Source organism: Acetomicrobium flavidum (genome assembly GCF_900129645.1).
Classification (GTDB): Bacteria; Synergistota; Synergistia; order Synergistales; family Acetomicrobiaceae; genus Acetomicrobium; species Acetomicrobium flavidum.
Window position 1 is genome coordinate 1,267,646 of sequence record NZ_FSQZ01000001.1, and the last position, 15,078, is coordinate 1,282,723.

Here is a 15,078-nt window from a genome sequence, read left to right on the forward strand (position 1 = left end):
GGGCTAACTTATTTTTTCTTCCATCTTTTCGATGGTGTCGATTACTTCCCCGGAGTCCTGGGCCTTCCTTAAAGATTCCCTGAACTCTTCGTGCATAAGCAGCCTTGCTAGCTTTGAAAGCGTCTGAAGGTAAATTTTGTCGGCGTCCTTTGGGGCAGCGATCAGGAAAAATACATCGGCAAGCGTTCCGTCCAAAGACCCGACGTCTATGCCCTTTGTCGTCCTTGCCATCGCAAGACCTGCTTGCCTTACGGCATCAGATTTTGCATGGGGGATGGCCACGCCAAAGCCAACGCCGGTTGTCCCCTGCTTTTCCCTTGAGGCCACATCATCCAGGTAAGCCTGCACGTCCTCCACTATGCCTTCTTCGTGCATCCTTTCGGCCATAGCCTTCCAGACCTCTTCCTTCGTGCCGGCATTTAAACCAAGCAATATCCTTTTTTCTGACAATAAATCCTTTATGTTCATATCCTTACCTCCTCTATCGTTATGTCCTTCATGATCGAGCTGACCCGTTCCCGCGTGGTGCGCCCGGGTCCCATTTTGGTCAGCGCGCAGGCGGAAAAGGCCGTAGACAGCTTTGCCCGTTCCGTCAAGGATTGCCCCGACAGCGCTCCTGCTATGAGGCCTGCCACCATGGCATCTCCTGCCCCTACGGTGCTTAAGACGTCAATCTTTGGCGGCCTTGCCAAAATGACTTTGCCGTCTTCAGCAAAAAGCGCACCCCTTTCTCCGGCGGACAGGCAGACCGTCTTGATGCCCGAAGATGCCAATGCCATTAATCCTTGAACTATCTCGTCGAAGGAAGGATTTTGTAAGCCCAAAATCTCGCAAAATTCTGAAATGTTGGGCTTTATGAGATCAGGCTTTGCCTCGATGGCCTCCTTTAAGGCCTGGCCGCTGGTATCCAGAGCCACAAATTTGCCCATGGATTTAAGCATGCTTACAGTGTGGGCAAAGTAGTCGTCTGGAAGGCCTGGCGGAAGGCTGCCGCACAAGACGAACCATTGATTGGTGAGAGCAAGCTTTCCAAGCATGCGCTTTAGGGCATCGCCGCTTTGTCTGTTGCAAAATAGGCCAGGGAAATTGATGTCGGTTATCTCCTGCTTTTCTTCGTCCACGATCTTGATGTTGGTGCGCGTCTTCCCGTCGAGGTACACAAAATCTGCCTCGATCTGCCTTTCCGCTAGGAATCCTTCGAAGAAATCACTGTTTTCCTTTCCCAAGAAGCCTGTGGCTACCACGTCGTCGATGCCGTAGTCCTTGAGGAAGGAGGCCACGTTAAATCCCTTGCCTCCGACGTCCATTCGTTCATTCTTGACCCTGTTGACCTTCCCGGCAGTGAAGTTGGGGATGAATATCGTATGGTCTATGGCCGGATTCGGGGTAACCGTTACAATCGATGTCACCTCCTGTCACCTCCTTCGAAAGCGATCATTACCCTTACCTTTTTCTTGAGTTGCTCTATTTGCCTTTCCTCTGCCCCTGCATCGGTTATGAGCAGGTCAAGCTCGTTTAAGTCGCATATCTTACACAGGCCCTGCATGTCTAGTTTTGAGTGATCTACCACAAGGATCTTTTCCTTGCCGGCAAGTAGCATCTGTCGTTTTGTCTCGGCTTCTGTCATGTTGGGCGTGGTCACGCCGAACTCGATGTCAACGGCGTTTGCGGCCAGAAAGGCCTTGTCGAAGCGCAACTTGTGCAGCGACTCATTCGTCAAAAAACCTACAAGGGAACGAGGTCCCTTTCGAAGTATTCCCCCAAGCAGCCAGACCTCTACGTGTGGGTCGTCTAAAAATACATTTGCCACGTCTATGCAGTTGGTGGCCACGGTTATCCTTCGTCCGCGAAGGTTTGAGGCGAGCTGCAGGGTGGTGGTGCCAGCATCAAGCAATATGGTTTCTCCGTCTTTCACCAGGGAAGCGGCCAGCTTGCCGATGGCGGCCTTAAGATTGAGGTTTTGTATTTCCTTCTCTTGAAAGGTGGGTTCAAGGCTGTAATTGGGAGGAGCGGCCCCGCCGTGAGTTCGCTTGAGCAGGTTCATCTTCTCGAGCACTGCCAGGTCCCTGCGTATCGTGGCCTCGGAGACGCCGAACTCTTGAACCAGGTCTGCCACGTATATTGGAGCACCCGATTTGATCTTGCTTACTATGGCGGCCCTTCTTTCCTCTGCGAACATCGCCATCACCTTGATTGTTTTTGATTATTTATGATCGTTTGTGATCATTATATTACGCCTCTTTCAAAAAGGCAATACCCTTTTATAGAAAGTTGATGAAAAATAAAAAGCAGGACAGATGTCTTAAGTATCGTCTGTCCTGCTTTTAGCGTTTTAATTAATGGTAGTTTCGTTATTGCTCGATTACGATCGTTGCTCACATGTGATGAGCATCCAACCTCCATACAGGTCCTTTACGGTAACGGGTATTCCCGATCGCCTCAATGCATCCGATACCAAGTCTACATTGTCTGCCCGAAGCAACACTGCCGGCGTTTTGCCATTGCGAAACGCTGCAATGACCTTTTCTGACAGCTGCTCCGACATGCCGGGGTTTATGTGATCCAATATCTCATCTCTATAGAAGGCAAGGCCGTTCAGTTTTTTATCGTAGACTACAAGAAGCTGAAAACTCCTGGCGGCGACGGCTTCATCAATGCACGCGCTAAGCCTTTTCATGTCGTGGGGTGAGGAGACGACGGAAGTGCCCGAAAGGGCCTTGAGCGCCACGATGAAGATGCAACCGGATATGGCAAGGATTCGTATTGTGCTTCTTTTTTTTATCACGTTGAGATCTAAAAAAGCCGCCAGTGCCCGTCCCATGGTCAAGGACAGGGGAAGAAAAAGCGGCAATATGTAAAGCTGAAGCTTGGACTTAGCCATGAAAAACAGGACCAGCGACAGCAGCGGGTAAGAAAAAAGAAACAGGTTTTGAGGATTTTTGAACAATGCATTTTTCGACAGTGCCGATTTAACGATGTCCTTTGTGGCCTTAAATTTACATGCTAACAACGCGCTCCATGGCAAAGTGCCGAATATCAACGTGGGAATGTATATCTCAAAGGCCTGGTAAAAGTGAGGATTATGAAATTCACTTTCTTCGGAAAAACGACCGACCACTTCGTAGCCCAACCAATAGGGCACCAGGTATGGGTGCTTTATGGCTTCAAAGATATACCATCCTAACCCAACCGCTATGAAAGTGAGCATTCCACTTGCGATCAGAAGACGAGGGACTTGGGCGCCCCTAGTCTTCCTAAGGTAAATTTGTGTAGGAATCATTCCCAAAAGCGGAAGAAGTCCCGGATAACCCTTGGTCATAAAGGACATTCCCAAAAAAAGCCATACCAGGACGGTCCATCTTTTGCTTTGAGTCCTAACGGCCTTCCAAAAGGCGAAGATCGCTAAAGCTTCCCACAGGGCAAGCAGCGTATCCGTAGAGACGACGTTTGAGGAGACCAGGGGCATTAAGCTGCTTGTATATACCAGTGCGCTCAAGTAAGCGCTTTTTTTATCCCACAAGGTTTGCGCTATCTTCCATACGCATATAACAGTCAATACGAATGAGATGACCAGGTAAAAGCGCGCGCCCCAGGTATTGACGCCAAAGATCTTCAACCCGAGAGCTATGGCCCAATAGGTCAGCGGAGGCTTACTCCAGTGCGGAAGGCCAAGCAGTGTCGGCTCAAGGTAATTTCCGCTGCGCAACATCTCGCGGGCCACTTCAGCGTACCTTCCTTCGGTGGTCTCGTATAAGCCTCTGCTTCCCTGAAAGGCTATGGAGGCAAGCAATGCCAAAAGGACTACGAAGAGGAATTGCCTGCGTGAGGAAGTTTTACTTTGCGTGGACAATTTCTTTACGTTCTCTTAGGATGAAGTATATGTTTCGTATGTAGATGAATACCCCACTGGCCTGCCCAACCATGAAAACGGGGTCATGCCTTGCTGCAGCATATATGAAAAGCAATATCCCCCCTACGAGGCTCAATATCCAAAAGGAAAAGGGAACGACGCTTCGTTTTTCCTTCTCGCTTGCAAGCCACTGCACGAAAAACCTTGCCCCGAAAAGCCCCTGGGCGACGAAGCCCAGGATCAACAGACCGTTCATGTGCATTAACTATCACCTTACTTGTCTTCTCGTAATTTAACCCTAAATGCGCGCTTTCTTATCCACAAAATCCCAAAAGTGTCGAATATCCCCACCCATAACCTGTTCCATATGGAGTACTTCGTCTTTCCCCTCGTCCTGGGGCGATGATTTACCGGCACTTCGGCGATAGTAAAACCATAAATCATCGCAAGGGTGGGTATAAAACGATGCATCCCCTTGAAGGGGAGGAAATACGGAACACACTCTTTTCTGAACGCCCTCGTAGAGCAGCCGACGTCTCTTACGGTCTTTCCCGTCATTGCATTTCGAAAGCCGTTGGCTATGCGGGACGATATGCGCCTGACCCAATTGTCCTTCCTGTTTTGCCTGTAGCCGTTTGCCATGTCGCATTTGCCGCTTGCCACTAACGCCACCAACTTTGGTATGTCGTGGGGATCGTTTTGTCCGTCGCCGTCTAAGGTGGCTATTATGTCTCCCTTTGCTGCACGGCATCCGCACCAAAGGGCAGCAGATTGTCCAGCATTTGCTGCGAAGGATATGACGCGATGGCGCGGCCTGTCGTTGGACAATTTTCTTAAGACTTGAACACTTCCATCCACCGAGCCGTCATCTACCCACAGGCATTCCCAGTTCCACTTTACGTCGCTAAACACCTCTTCGATCTCATCGGCCAGGGGCAGGATGTTAGGCTCCTCGTCCTTTATGGGGATGACGATCGATATTAAATTACCCCAAACTTTCTTGTCGTTTGTCACAGCACATCTATCTCCTGATACCAATTATAGTTGGAGCACTTTTAAGGAAAAACATTATATACCGAATATACTAAATGTACCAACAAATTTGAGGAGAGCTTAACCATGGTTCCCTTAATGTGCAAGCACAGGCTTTAATTTGTTGCTGTCAAGGCCCGCCTGTAGCTTTTGGCGCCAATACTGAAGCATATCCCTTACAGTGGCGGCAAGGTCATGTTTGGGCCTCCAGCCTGTGGCTAATATGAGCTTTGACGAATCCCCCAGTATTATGGGTTCGTCTTTAGGCCGCAGCAGCGTCGAGTCTATTTGCACATCGAAGGAAGCATTCAGCTCTTTCTCAATGATTTCTATAATCTCATCAACTCCATATGCTTTCTGGGCACTGATGTTGTAAGCTTCGCCGGGCATGCCCCTTTGGGCAAGCAGGATAAGGGCGGAAACCAAGTCCCTGACGTCAAGTATGGCCCTGCGGCTTTTTGTGTTTCCTGCCCGAAGCATGGGTGGGATGCTGCCCTTTTCTATTTGGACTGCTCTAAAGGTAAGATCTGAACATACGTCGCCTGTCTTTCTCGGACCCGTTGTGTTAAATATCCTGGCCCTTATGCCTTTGATGCCATATGTGGCCCAATATTGATATGTAAGGAGATCTTGGGCGGCCTTGCTTACTCCGTACGGATGCAGGGGAAGTAAGGCGTGATCTTCCTTTATTGGGACTTCTTGCTCGCTTACGTAGCCGTAAGCGGCGCTGGAGCATGCCACGACCACAGTAGGGTCGTAGAAATCTTTGGCTCGTATGAGCTTTATCGCCTCGAATAAATTTGCAGTGCCTATGACGTTTGTCTCCAAGGTCTCTTGCGGCCTGTCCCACGAGAGGGCAGGGAAGCTTTGGGCTGCCAGATGATATATGAAATTTGGCCTATATCGTTCGACAATTCTGTAGAGATCCTCGAAGTAGCGTACGTCCGTCTCCACAAATATGGCCTTACCCTCGATTTCTTTCATATCAATCGTAGGTTTGTAATAAGAAGCTATGATATTGTCTTTTCCCACAAGGCAAGAGAGCCTGTCTATGAGATGACTTCCTATCATTCCGCCGGCTCCTGTTATTAAGATCAAGATCATCGCACCTCCCAGCTGTATAATCCCATATCAGTGAAGGAATAATTGACTGTTTTTACCCCTTCATCCTGAAGCGCTTTAGTTATTGCATATCTCTTGTCCGGTTTGGCGAAAAAGAACATGAACCCGCCGCCACCAGCTCCCGAGACTTTTCCTCCCAAAGCACCGGCCGATTTGGCCTTTTCGTAGATGGCGTCGATCTTCGGGGTCGTTATGCCTGCGGTAAAACGTTTCTTTGATTCCCATGCCTCATCTAAGAGAAGGCCGAAATCGTCGAGATTATCAGTGAGCAGCGCAGCCTTCATGGCTATGGCAAGCTCTTTGGCTCTGTCAAGTGATTTTAATGTCTCCTCGTTGCCCGAGGCCATATCCTTTATCTGAGAACTCAGGATCTTCGACGAATCGTGAGAGCCTCCCACGTAGGCCAGGATCAGCCTATGATTGAGCTCGCAGACCACGTCATTTCGCAGCCTCAAGGGGTTGACTATCGTCTTCGTGCCGTTGAACTCTATGAAGTTAAAGCCGCCGAAGGCAGCAGCGTATTGGTCCTGCCTGCCGCCTTTAATGCCCAGTTCATGTCTTTCGATTTGGTAAGCCATCTCAGCTACCTCGTAGGGCGTCATGGGAAGGTTGAGCCAATGTCTAAATGCCCCGACGACTGCGACGCAAACAGCAGAAGATGATCCCAAACCTGAACCGGGAGGAGCATCGTTATGTATCCTTAACCTAAAACCATGGCTGACGTTGTAAGCTTTTCTCATGAAGTTAACTACGCCCTTTATCAAGTCGAGATGTCCGTCGTAAGCCAAAAATTGATCCACGTCGTATTTCAGGGCCGCATCGTAATCTATGCTTTCTATCTCTATGGTCTTATCGACGAGCGGAGACAGGCTCACGGTAGCGTATCGATCGATAGTGGCATTCATGACAACGCCTCCGCGTCTCTCGCAGTACGGGGAGACGTCAGTCCCTCCGCCGCCAAAGCTTATCCTCAAAGGAACCCTTGATCTTATCAACATGTCTTCCAGCCTCACTTTAAAGCACCTATAAAATTAGCGCTCGTCGATCGTGCTATGGCATAGTAGTACCATCCAGCAGGAATGCCGTTTTTTCGTACGATCAGCTCTTTTACGCTTCCTACGTTCCAGCCATCTTCGACCAATTCATCCAAACATAGACTCTTGGGATCCGGACCGACCAGCACAATCACGTCACTATAAGCACGTAAACCTTTGTCTTTGGGAAACCAGTATTTGAACATCAGGCTTTCGTGCCCGAAGAAGTTGGGACCGGCCGTGTATCTTACGCCCTCACCGCGGTCACGGCTTTTGCCTGCCAACTTCGTCCTGTAAAAGGAAAGTTCGCTTGCAATCTTGTGCTTGTCCATGCCCAACACCAGGGGCTCGTGTCCCGTAGACAGCTCAAGCTCGTCTTCTATGGCCTCAACCTGCCTGGCCAGATCGCTCCATCCAAGTAAGGGCAGATCACGGGGGTAAGCAGCAAAGGGTAGACCTAAAACGAAGTAGTGCAAAGCTGCTCCAAAGATAAGGTAGACAACTACGATGGTAGGGATCCAGGCCTTTCTTAGAAAATTAATAATTCGAGATGGAGTATCACTTTCCATAATCTGGTATGCCATTAAAGGAATTAGGCAAATCCAGGCAGGTCCCGTCCAGTTCAGCCTGACTTCTCGAAACAAACTGAAGGTCAAAAAGAAACATGAAGGAAAGAGCGCCATTATCATGCAAAACCGAGATCTTCGGTCGCCCTTTTTGCCCAAAAAGGTGCCAGAAACAGCGACCAAACCGACAGGCGTAAGGAGCGCGGCTACGTAACCCAGAAATTGGAGCAGACAGAACCTAAAGGAACCGTTAAACCTGCCAGATCCCTGATAGACGAAAGATGCCCATCCATGTTTGGCGTTCCAGACGATGACAGGCGAAAAGATCAAAAGAGCAAGGATGGCAGCTAAATACGGCTCCTTTTTCTTTAACCATTGGCGAGACATCGGGTCTATGGCCATGAACAACAAACTTGCCGGTGCCAGAAGGACGATGGTGTATTTGGAAAGCAGTCCCAGCCCGCCACAAATGCCGACGCCCCACCAGGATGAACGTCGTTTGTCAAAAAATGCCTTGGCCAAGAAGTAAAGCGTCCCCGCCCAGCAGGCAGCAAGGGGAGCGTCAGGCGTCATAAGCATGCCTATCCCAAAGAAAAAGGGGAGTCCTGCCACTAAGAAGAGAGAGACGAAGGCAATTCCCCTACCGTAGAGTTTTCGCGTGAGGGCAAAGACGAACGTCCCCATGACTGCCCAGGAAAGGAGTGCTCCTATCCTTACGGCAAATTCAGCGTTGCCGAAGACGGACGTAAAAAGGGCTATGATCCAGGCCACCATGGGAGGGTGGTCGAGGTAGCCTATGTCCAGGTGCTGAGCGTAATTCCAGTAGTATGCTTCCTCATAAATCAGCTCCATCACTCCCATATAAAACAGGCGCAACACTATGGCATAAATCAGAAATATGACAGATACAGCCCGCCAGCGAAGCCCTTTATGTTTAGGTTTCAGAGGAAACACGAAGAAGGCATTCCCCACGCAATTTGAGACGGCGGCAGCAAAGATCCCTCCAATCACGGCTAATAAGGGTGGCCATCCCAACAATTGATTTAAGGTAGCAAGCACTCCTCCCCGCAAAAACAGAGACGCCAAGGCCAAAAGCAGGAAACGTCCGAAGCCGGCGAAAGAAAGCCTTTGTGTATTGTCTTGCGCAAAGGACCATCTGGCGTTGCACGTGAAGTTAAATACAGTCGAGGCAAAAAAGCTAATCACGTGAGATTGTCCAATGGGAAATTTTAAGGCGATAAGAACAGAAAATACAAAAAGATCGAGGACCATGGCAAGAAGGCCTACAATCCCAAAGCGAATGCCGCTTTTTGCCGACATGTTGCCTCCGGCTAAGGCAGTCAGCCGACACAGATAAGACCATCCCATCTTTATGAGATTGATCTTTGAATATCCGCTTGCCCTGTCCTTGAAAGTTATGGGAACCTCAATTACCCTTAAGGATGGACCTCCTGCTATGAGCGCCTCCATGCACACCTTAAAGCAAGCTTTCTCAGGATCGAGCGAGCGAAGCAGTTGGGGACGTACGGCAAAAAAGCCGGACATGGGGTCACATACGTCGACGAAGATCCTTGCTATGGCAGTGGCGATAAAGGACGCCAGCCTCCTGCAGAAGGGCCATCCGGGCGTGGATCCTCCCTTTATGTAACGGCTTGCTATGGTCATATCGCATGTGCCTTCCAATAAGGGCTTGACCAGGTCGGGTATGGCCTCTGGCGGATGGCTCAAGTCGGCGTCCATGACCACCAGGATATCACCGGTGGCTGCACGGGCTCCCGCTATTACCGATTTGGCCACGCCTTTGTCGTCGTCGCGGGCAATGAGGCGTACGGGGCGATGTTCTTGCCATTTCAGGACGTGTTCGCGCGTGCCGTCGGTAGAACCGTCGTCTACTACCAATATTTCAAGGTCGTATGAAATCTTATCCTTAAGCGCGAAAATGCGGCAAAGGAGATCATCGATATTTCCGACCTCATTTATGGTGGGAACGATGACCGATACCTTAGACAAATTCAATCCCTCCAAATATTTATTCCAAAAAATACGAAGCTGATTTTAACTGCCCGATGATGAAGTTTTCGTGAAGATTGCCTTTGAGGGATCGCAAAACGGTTATCTTGACGCCTTGAGCCCATGAAAATTCCTGTGTCAGGGTGCTTTCGTTGCATTGCGCGCTTCGTTCAATCGGGTTGCCGTTGATATAAATATGGAAGGATGGCTCCCCTTGTCATTTTTTCGGTAACCCTCATAACGATGCGGATGCTAAAAGGCCGACCGATAAGATCGAATTTTATGAAGTTGCGGTTGCGAATTGGGCAAAATTACCTGGCAAGTCGTTGGTATATAATTAACGTTAACATTACTCCAGGAGAGTGACATGATGAGGGTTTTGATAGCAGACGACGATACCTCTCTCCTCGAACAACTTCGAGAGATCTTGGCCAGCGAGCGCTACACGGTAGATACTGCAAGCAACGGAATCGAGGCCATGGATAAGCTTTATGATGCCGTCTTCGATTTGGTGATACTGGACGTCATGATGCCCCATATAGATGGGTTGAGTTTGCTTGAGCAAATGCGAAAAGGTGGGATCAATATTCCGGTGTTAATGCTTACGGCAAAGGGGGACGTGGAGGACAAGGTCAAAGGGCTTAATCTCGGAGCTGATGACTATCTGGCAAAACCTTTTTCTATCGACGAATTGCTTGCGCGCGTTCGCGCTTTATTGAGGAGATCCGAAGGCCGGCATAGTGCGATTTTGGATGCCAAAGGACTGAGGTTAGACACGGTAAGCCGTAAGGTCACGAAAGATGGAGAGCCGATAGATCTCACCCAAAAAGAGTTTTTAATCTTAGAATTTTTGCTTTACAACAAAAATAGGGTCGTATCACGTTTCAGTTTGGCTGAACATGTATGGGGGGACGCCTTTGATCCCTTTACCATGTCTAATTTCATAGATGTTCATATTAAAAATTTGCGCCGTAAACTCGGTGATGCCGGGAACGATAAAATCATTCAGACCGTACGCAGCGTTGGTTATATGATCGAAGATGGTGAACAATGACCGTAAGAAGAAGGATTATGCTTCTCATCGTCGGAACAGGTTTGGTGTCAGGCTTTCTCTTCTCCGGCGTGGTGTTTTATGAGCTTGTAGAGCAATCGTTCAGGCTTTTAGATTCCATGCTTGAGGAGGAAGCTTATAAGGTTATAGAGTTGTTGAAACACGAAAAAGGACAGCCCAATTTGCATATAGATGACGGGTACTGGATCGTGATTTACGACCGACAAAGCAGCAAAGTCATCTTTCGCTCAAACCTGGCAGACTTCGTCAGGCTTCCTTCGGTAAAACCAAACTCTGCTGTCACCATAAGAGATGTAGTCGTAAACGATGCCTACGGTAAAAGCAAGGTCGAAGCGTTCAGGCTTAGGGCCTTTCCGATTTTCTTAGGCGATAAAGATTACATCGTTCAAGTCGGTCGTTCCTTGGGAAAGGTTGAGGAAGAGATAAGAGAGCTGGTTTGGGGTATCCCACTTGGCCTCATTTTTTCTGTTTTAATTTTGATCCTCATCAGTCACTTTGTAACGGGCAAAATACTAAAACCCATAGGTCAAATGAAAGATTTGGCACGAGATATAAGCGAGAAGAATCTAGAACAGCGGCTTCCCGTAAATGAGCAAGGGGATGAGTTTAACGAACTGGCGCTGACGATAAATCAGATGCTTGACCGATTGCAGTATTCTTTCATGAGACAGAGAAACTTTCTTTTCGATACATCTCATGAGCTTAAAACCCCGCTTGCTACCATAAGATTGGCCATCGGCGAAATCTGCTCTTCGGATATTGACAGCCTTTCTCCTTCGATAAGGGATAACCTTCTCAGATTGAACCATCAAGTGTTGCGAATGGAGCGGTTAGTCAAGGATCTTCTTGACATGTCATCACTGGAAACCCTTTCCGGCCTCGATCTAAAGCCGGTACATTTAACCGAATTGCTTTCGGCTTTAATAGAGGATTACCAACTTTTATCTGACGCACGCAGCATCACGATGGAGGTCAATCTCCCGGAAAATCTGTGGGTCAAAGGCGACGAGGAAAAATTACGTCGTGCCTTCTCAAATCTTTTAGACAACGCAATTAAATATAACGAGGATGGCGGACAGATAGCGATAAGGGCTGAACGGGAGGTCGCAGAGACGGTAGTAATTATTGAAAATACCGGGCCGGGAGTGCCGGAAGAAGATCTGCCCAAGGTGTTTGATCAGTTTTACAGGGTCGAGAAATCGAGATCCTTAGATTATGGAGGATCTGGTTTGGGATTGCCCATTGTAAAAAGGATCGTTGAGCTTCATAGGGGAAAGGTCGATATTGAAAGCAAACCAGGTGTAAGGACGCGCGTTATTGTTCGACTGCCCGGATATAATGCGAGATAATGGTTACTGATTGCTTTGCTTGATGTGATGTCAAGGCGCGAAGATAAAGACCAAGGTTCGAGTTTTTCAATGGAAAGAATTTAGACCTTAAATAGGATCGAGGAGGCGTTTCTATGAAACGGTTGATGGCCTTGGGGATTTTAATTGTTGCAATCTTTACCGGCATGTCAGCGGCACAGGAGATAACGGATTGGTCAGAGCTTACGGATAAGGCGTTGCCTGCAATCGTAACTGTCATGTCCGCCGGCGAAGAGGGGGCAGAAAACACGCCTCTAAGCTCAGGTTTCATCATAAGCGGAGACGGCAAGGTAGTGACCAGCTTTAATGCTATCGCCGGCAAAAGGAATCTGTTGGTACGACGCAGCGACGGGTCCTTTTTGACCGTTAAAGGCTTTATTGCAGCCGATGCCGACAAGGGTTTGATAATACTTCAGGCAGAGGGGAACAATTTGCCCTTTATATCCCTTGGCGATTCCGATAAGGTCAAGTTGGGAGAGGCAATTTGTGTCATCTCTTCAATGCCGTCTGCGGCAGGCCAGATAAGCACCGGAGTCGTAAGTGCCTTTCGAGAGTTAAAGAGCGGACTTAAAACGTTACAAATCACCACACCCGTTACCAAAGAAAGCATCGGTGCACCGGTCTTTAACAAGAAGGCAGAGATCATAGGTATCGCCTCCTTTTGCCCCCTAGAGGGAGGGCAGGTCGTAAGCATAGCCATTCCTTCTAACGTCGCAAAGGAGCTTTTAAAAGGAGCCAAGGCAGAGGTGCAACCCTTGTCAGGGGATTCCTTTGCGCCCTTTGCGCTTGCCACCGCCCAGACCGAGCTGTATAAGACTTACAAAGAGGCCATCCAAACGCCTCAACCTGGTGAAGACAATCTAGTGATAGCACTTTTGAGGATTGCTGAGGCGATGGCAAGGGCGGGACAGACCGATAGTGCCCTCGGAACTTTCAGCAAAGCTATGGATTTTTCTCAAAAAATTGGCGACAAGGAATCCCAGTCATGGGCGGTAATGGAGATTGCCAAAAGCTTAGCGAGGGCAGGGCAGTTCGACAAGGCCTTGCAGGTTGCCAAAGGAATTTCGATCTCACCTCATGTTGATCGTCGTTCCTATGCAATGGCTGAAATTGGCATATCGATGGCTAAAGCTGGGCAGCTTGACCAAGGGTTACAGGTTGTCCAGGAGGTCAGCGACTTACTCTATCGCTGTTATGGCCTTGTGGGCATCGCTGGAGTCATGGTTGAAGCCGGACAAAGGGAGCGCGCCAAGCATATTGCAGATCAAGCCCTGCAGGTGGCCAAAAGCCTAAAAGATAAAGATGAACGTTCGGGGTGGATCGGCGAAGTTGCCAGAGTCATGGCAAAATCAGGCGATTTTGATAAGGCATTGCAAGTAGCCAAAGGCGGTGATAACAAGTACCTTGCCTGGATTGCCGAGGAAATGGCAAAGGACGGACAGTTCGACAGAGCTCTGCAAACTGCCAAGGGGACCAAGGACGTGCGTTGGCGTGAATCAGCGCTTTTGAACATTATCAAGGAGATGGCGAAAGCAGGGCAATTCGACCAAGCCATAAAGGTTTCCCAGGAAATCAAAGACCCGTACAAACGTTGCCAAGGGCTTTCGTGCGTTGCGGCAGCCATGGCAATGGCCGGACAGCGGGAACCTGCAGAACAAATATATACCCTGGCCTTGCAAACGGCACAGGGCATAAAAGCCGGATATGAACGCAATTTTTCGTTTTCCATTGCTGCTCAGGCCTTTGCACAGGCCAAACAGTTCGACAAGGCCTTACAAATAGCAGAAGGTATCGTTAACGAAAACAAAAGCGAACAATCCGGGAATTATGTGTTTTTCCTCCTTGCAGAAGCGATGGCATCGGCCGGGCAGTACGATCAGGCGCTGCAAGCAGCTCAAAGGATTGCAGACGCCAGCGTTAGGTCAAATACGTTATCCGAGGTAGCAATGACTATGGCCCGGGCAGGACAGTTTGACGCGAGCCTAAAGGTCGCTCAAACGATACAAGACCCTCTGGCTCGCCTCGATGCCTTGGCAGGGATAATAAATGTCATAAAAGCGCAGAAACAACAATAAATTGCGCCTAATCAGGCTGCCATCACCGAAGGGACAAGAACAACTTCGCACGTTATGGATTTAACAATTCCGTAGCGATGAGAAAATTTTGGGGTTGACTGATAAAGTCGGGTGGTTATTTGATTACATAGATACACCATCAGTCATTATGCGAGGTGGACCGAAAAGCCATAAAAATATTTGGCAGGAACAGATCCCACTGCACGCACAAGATAAAATTCAATTCTAATGTTCAGTTATTGCTTTTTTCTATCATCTTGACATTGGATGTAGGTGATTGTAAATTACAATCAAGTGTGTATAGCAGTGCAAGGAATTATTGAAGGAAGATTTGTTTGCATTCAGGGAAATTATGCAGTTTCTGGATATTGTGAACTTAGCTCGCTAACTATAGGCGCCTACAACAATATGTAATAACGTATGCTATAAAGGAGTGAAGGGCGATAGAATCAATAACGAGTCAAATCCTATCAAAGATTGACGAAGTTCATCAGCTCTATTATCGCTTAATCCTATTAGTAGGTCCCGCAGGTAGTGGCAAGACAAATATTATGAAACAAATTTCTATAAATAAATCCTCCCCGCTTATAAATGTAAACTTTAGCCTATCTCGCCGGTTACTTGATCTCTCCGAACGAAAGCGTATCCTCAAATTACCGGATTTTATTAGTGAAATAATAGATCTAACTAACGGAGATTTAGTTTTGCTTGATAATATAGAGCTTCTCTTTGATGTTCACTTGAAGCATGACCCTCTACGTTTACTTCAAGGGATATCTCGAAATGTCACTGTTGTGTCCACATGGAATGGATCGATTACAAGTGGTCATCTGATTTATGCTAGCCCTGGCCATCCGGAATATCATCGTTATCCTATTGAAAGCTTTCTAGTAGTCAATATGAGATAACATGATGTAATTAAAAATAAAAACGAGTTTTAGGGGGCAATT

The 15,078-nt window shown here is 48.2% G+C and carries 13 protein-coding genes; 4 read left to right on the forward strand and 9 right to left on the reverse strand.

Features of this window, described 5'->3' with window-relative positions; translation table 11 throughout:
- Nucleotides 1-3 precede the first annotated feature (3 nt).
- The 9 genes from BUQ78_RS06440 to BUQ78_RS06480 all read right to left on the reverse strand — a co-directional run bounded on the left by BUQ78_RS06440 (nt 4) and on the right by BUQ78_RS06480 (nt 9,614).
- Nucleotides 4-468, reverse strand: coding sequence for a PTS sugar transporter subunit IIA (locus BUQ78_RS06440; protein ID WP_074199661.1), 465 nt, complete (start codon nt 466-468; stop codon nt 4-6).
- The gene (gene pfkB / locus BUQ78_RS06445; RefSeq protein ID WP_074199662.1) at nt 465-1,409 is read right to left on the reverse strand and encodes a 1-phosphofructokinase; all 945 of its coding nucleotides are present in this window, start codon (nt 1,407-1,409) and stop codon (nt 465-467) included. The genes BUQ78_RS06440 and pfkB overlap by 4 nt, the downstream gene beginning before the upstream one ends.
- The gene (locus tag BUQ78_RS06450; protein ID WP_074199663.1) at nt 1,406-2,179 is read right to left on the reverse strand and encodes a DeoR/GlpR family DNA-binding transcription regulator; all 774 of its coding nucleotides are present in this window, start codon (nt 2,177-2,179) and stop codon (nt 1,406-1,408) included. The genes pfkB and BUQ78_RS06450 overlap by 4 nt, the downstream gene beginning before the upstream one ends.
- Nucleotides 2,180-2,362: 183 nt before the next feature.
- Nucleotides 2,363-3,850, reverse strand: a complete 1,488-nt coding sequence (locus BUQ78_RS06455; protein ID WP_074199664.1) for a glycosyltransferase family 39 protein — start codon at nt 3,848-3,850, stop codon at nt 2,363-2,365.
- Nucleotides 3,834-4,106, reverse strand: a complete 273-nt coding sequence (locus BUQ78_RS06460; protein WP_245529553.1) for a lipid-A-disaccharide synthase N-terminal domain-containing protein — start codon at nt 4,104-4,106, stop codon at nt 3,834-3,836. The genes BUQ78_RS06455 and BUQ78_RS06460 overlap by 17 nt, the downstream gene beginning before the upstream one ends.
- A 17-nt stretch (nt 4,107-4,123) precedes the next feature.
- A complete protein-coding gene (locus BUQ78_RS06465) occupies nt 4,124-4,864 on the reverse strand; it encodes a glycosyltransferase family 2 protein (RefSeq protein WP_084532265.1) in 741 nt (246 codons plus the stop codon).
- A gap of 114 nt (nt 4,865-4,978) precedes the next feature.
- Nucleotides 4,979-5,980 (reverse strand): GDP-mannose 4,6-dehydratase, encoded by a 1,002-nt coding sequence (locus BUQ78_RS06470; protein WP_074200190.1) that lies wholly within the window; start codon nt 5,978-5,980, stop codon nt 4,979-4,981.
- Between the two features lie 2 nt (nt 5,981-5,982).
- Nucleotides 5,983-7,002 carry a GHMP family kinase ATP-binding protein gene (locus BUQ78_RS06475; RefSeq protein ID WP_074200191.1) on the reverse strand — a complete coding sequence of 340 codons (1,020 nt, stop codon included), beginning with the start codon at nt 7,000-7,002 and terminating at the stop codon, nt 5,983-5,985.
- An 11-nt stretch (nt 7,003-7,013) separates the two neighbouring features.
- A complete protein-coding gene (locus BUQ78_RS06480) occupies nt 7,014-9,614 on the reverse strand; it encodes a glycosyltransferase family 39 protein (protein ID WP_074199665.1) in 2,601 nt (866 codons plus the stop codon).
- A 370-nt stretch (nt 9,615-9,984) separates the two neighbouring features.
- Here BUQ78_RS06480 and BUQ78_RS06485 point away from each other — a divergent pair, with 370 nt between their 5' ends.
- The 4 genes from BUQ78_RS06485 to brxF all read left to right on the forward strand — a co-directional run bounded on the left by BUQ78_RS06485 (nt 9,985) and on the right by brxF (nt 15,036).
- Entirely contained in the window at nt 9,985-10,668 is a 684-nt protein-coding gene (locus BUQ78_RS06485) for a response regulator transcription factor (RefSeq protein ID WP_245529552.1), read from the forward strand.
- Nucleotides 10,665-12,035: a sensor histidine kinase gene (locus BUQ78_RS06490; protein ID WP_074199666.1), complete on the forward strand. Its 1,371-nt coding sequence runs from the start codon at nt 10,665-10,667 to the stop codon at nt 12,033-12,035. The genes BUQ78_RS06485 and BUQ78_RS06490 overlap by 4 nt, the downstream gene beginning before the upstream one ends.
- A 113-nt stretch (nt 12,036-12,148) precedes the next feature.
- Entirely contained in the window at nt 12,149-14,128 is a 1,980-nt protein-coding gene (locus BUQ78_RS06495) for a trypsin-like peptidase domain-containing protein (protein ID WP_074199667.1), read from the forward strand.
- A gap of 464 nt (nt 14,129-14,592) precedes the next feature.
- Nucleotides 14,593-15,036: a BREX-3 system P-loop-containing protein BrxF gene (gene brxF, locus BUQ78_RS06500; RefSeq protein WP_318259648.1), complete on the forward strand. Its 444-nt coding sequence runs from the start codon at nt 14,593-14,595 to the stop codon at nt 15,034-15,036.
- Nucleotides 15,037-15,078: the final 42 nt, after the last annotated feature.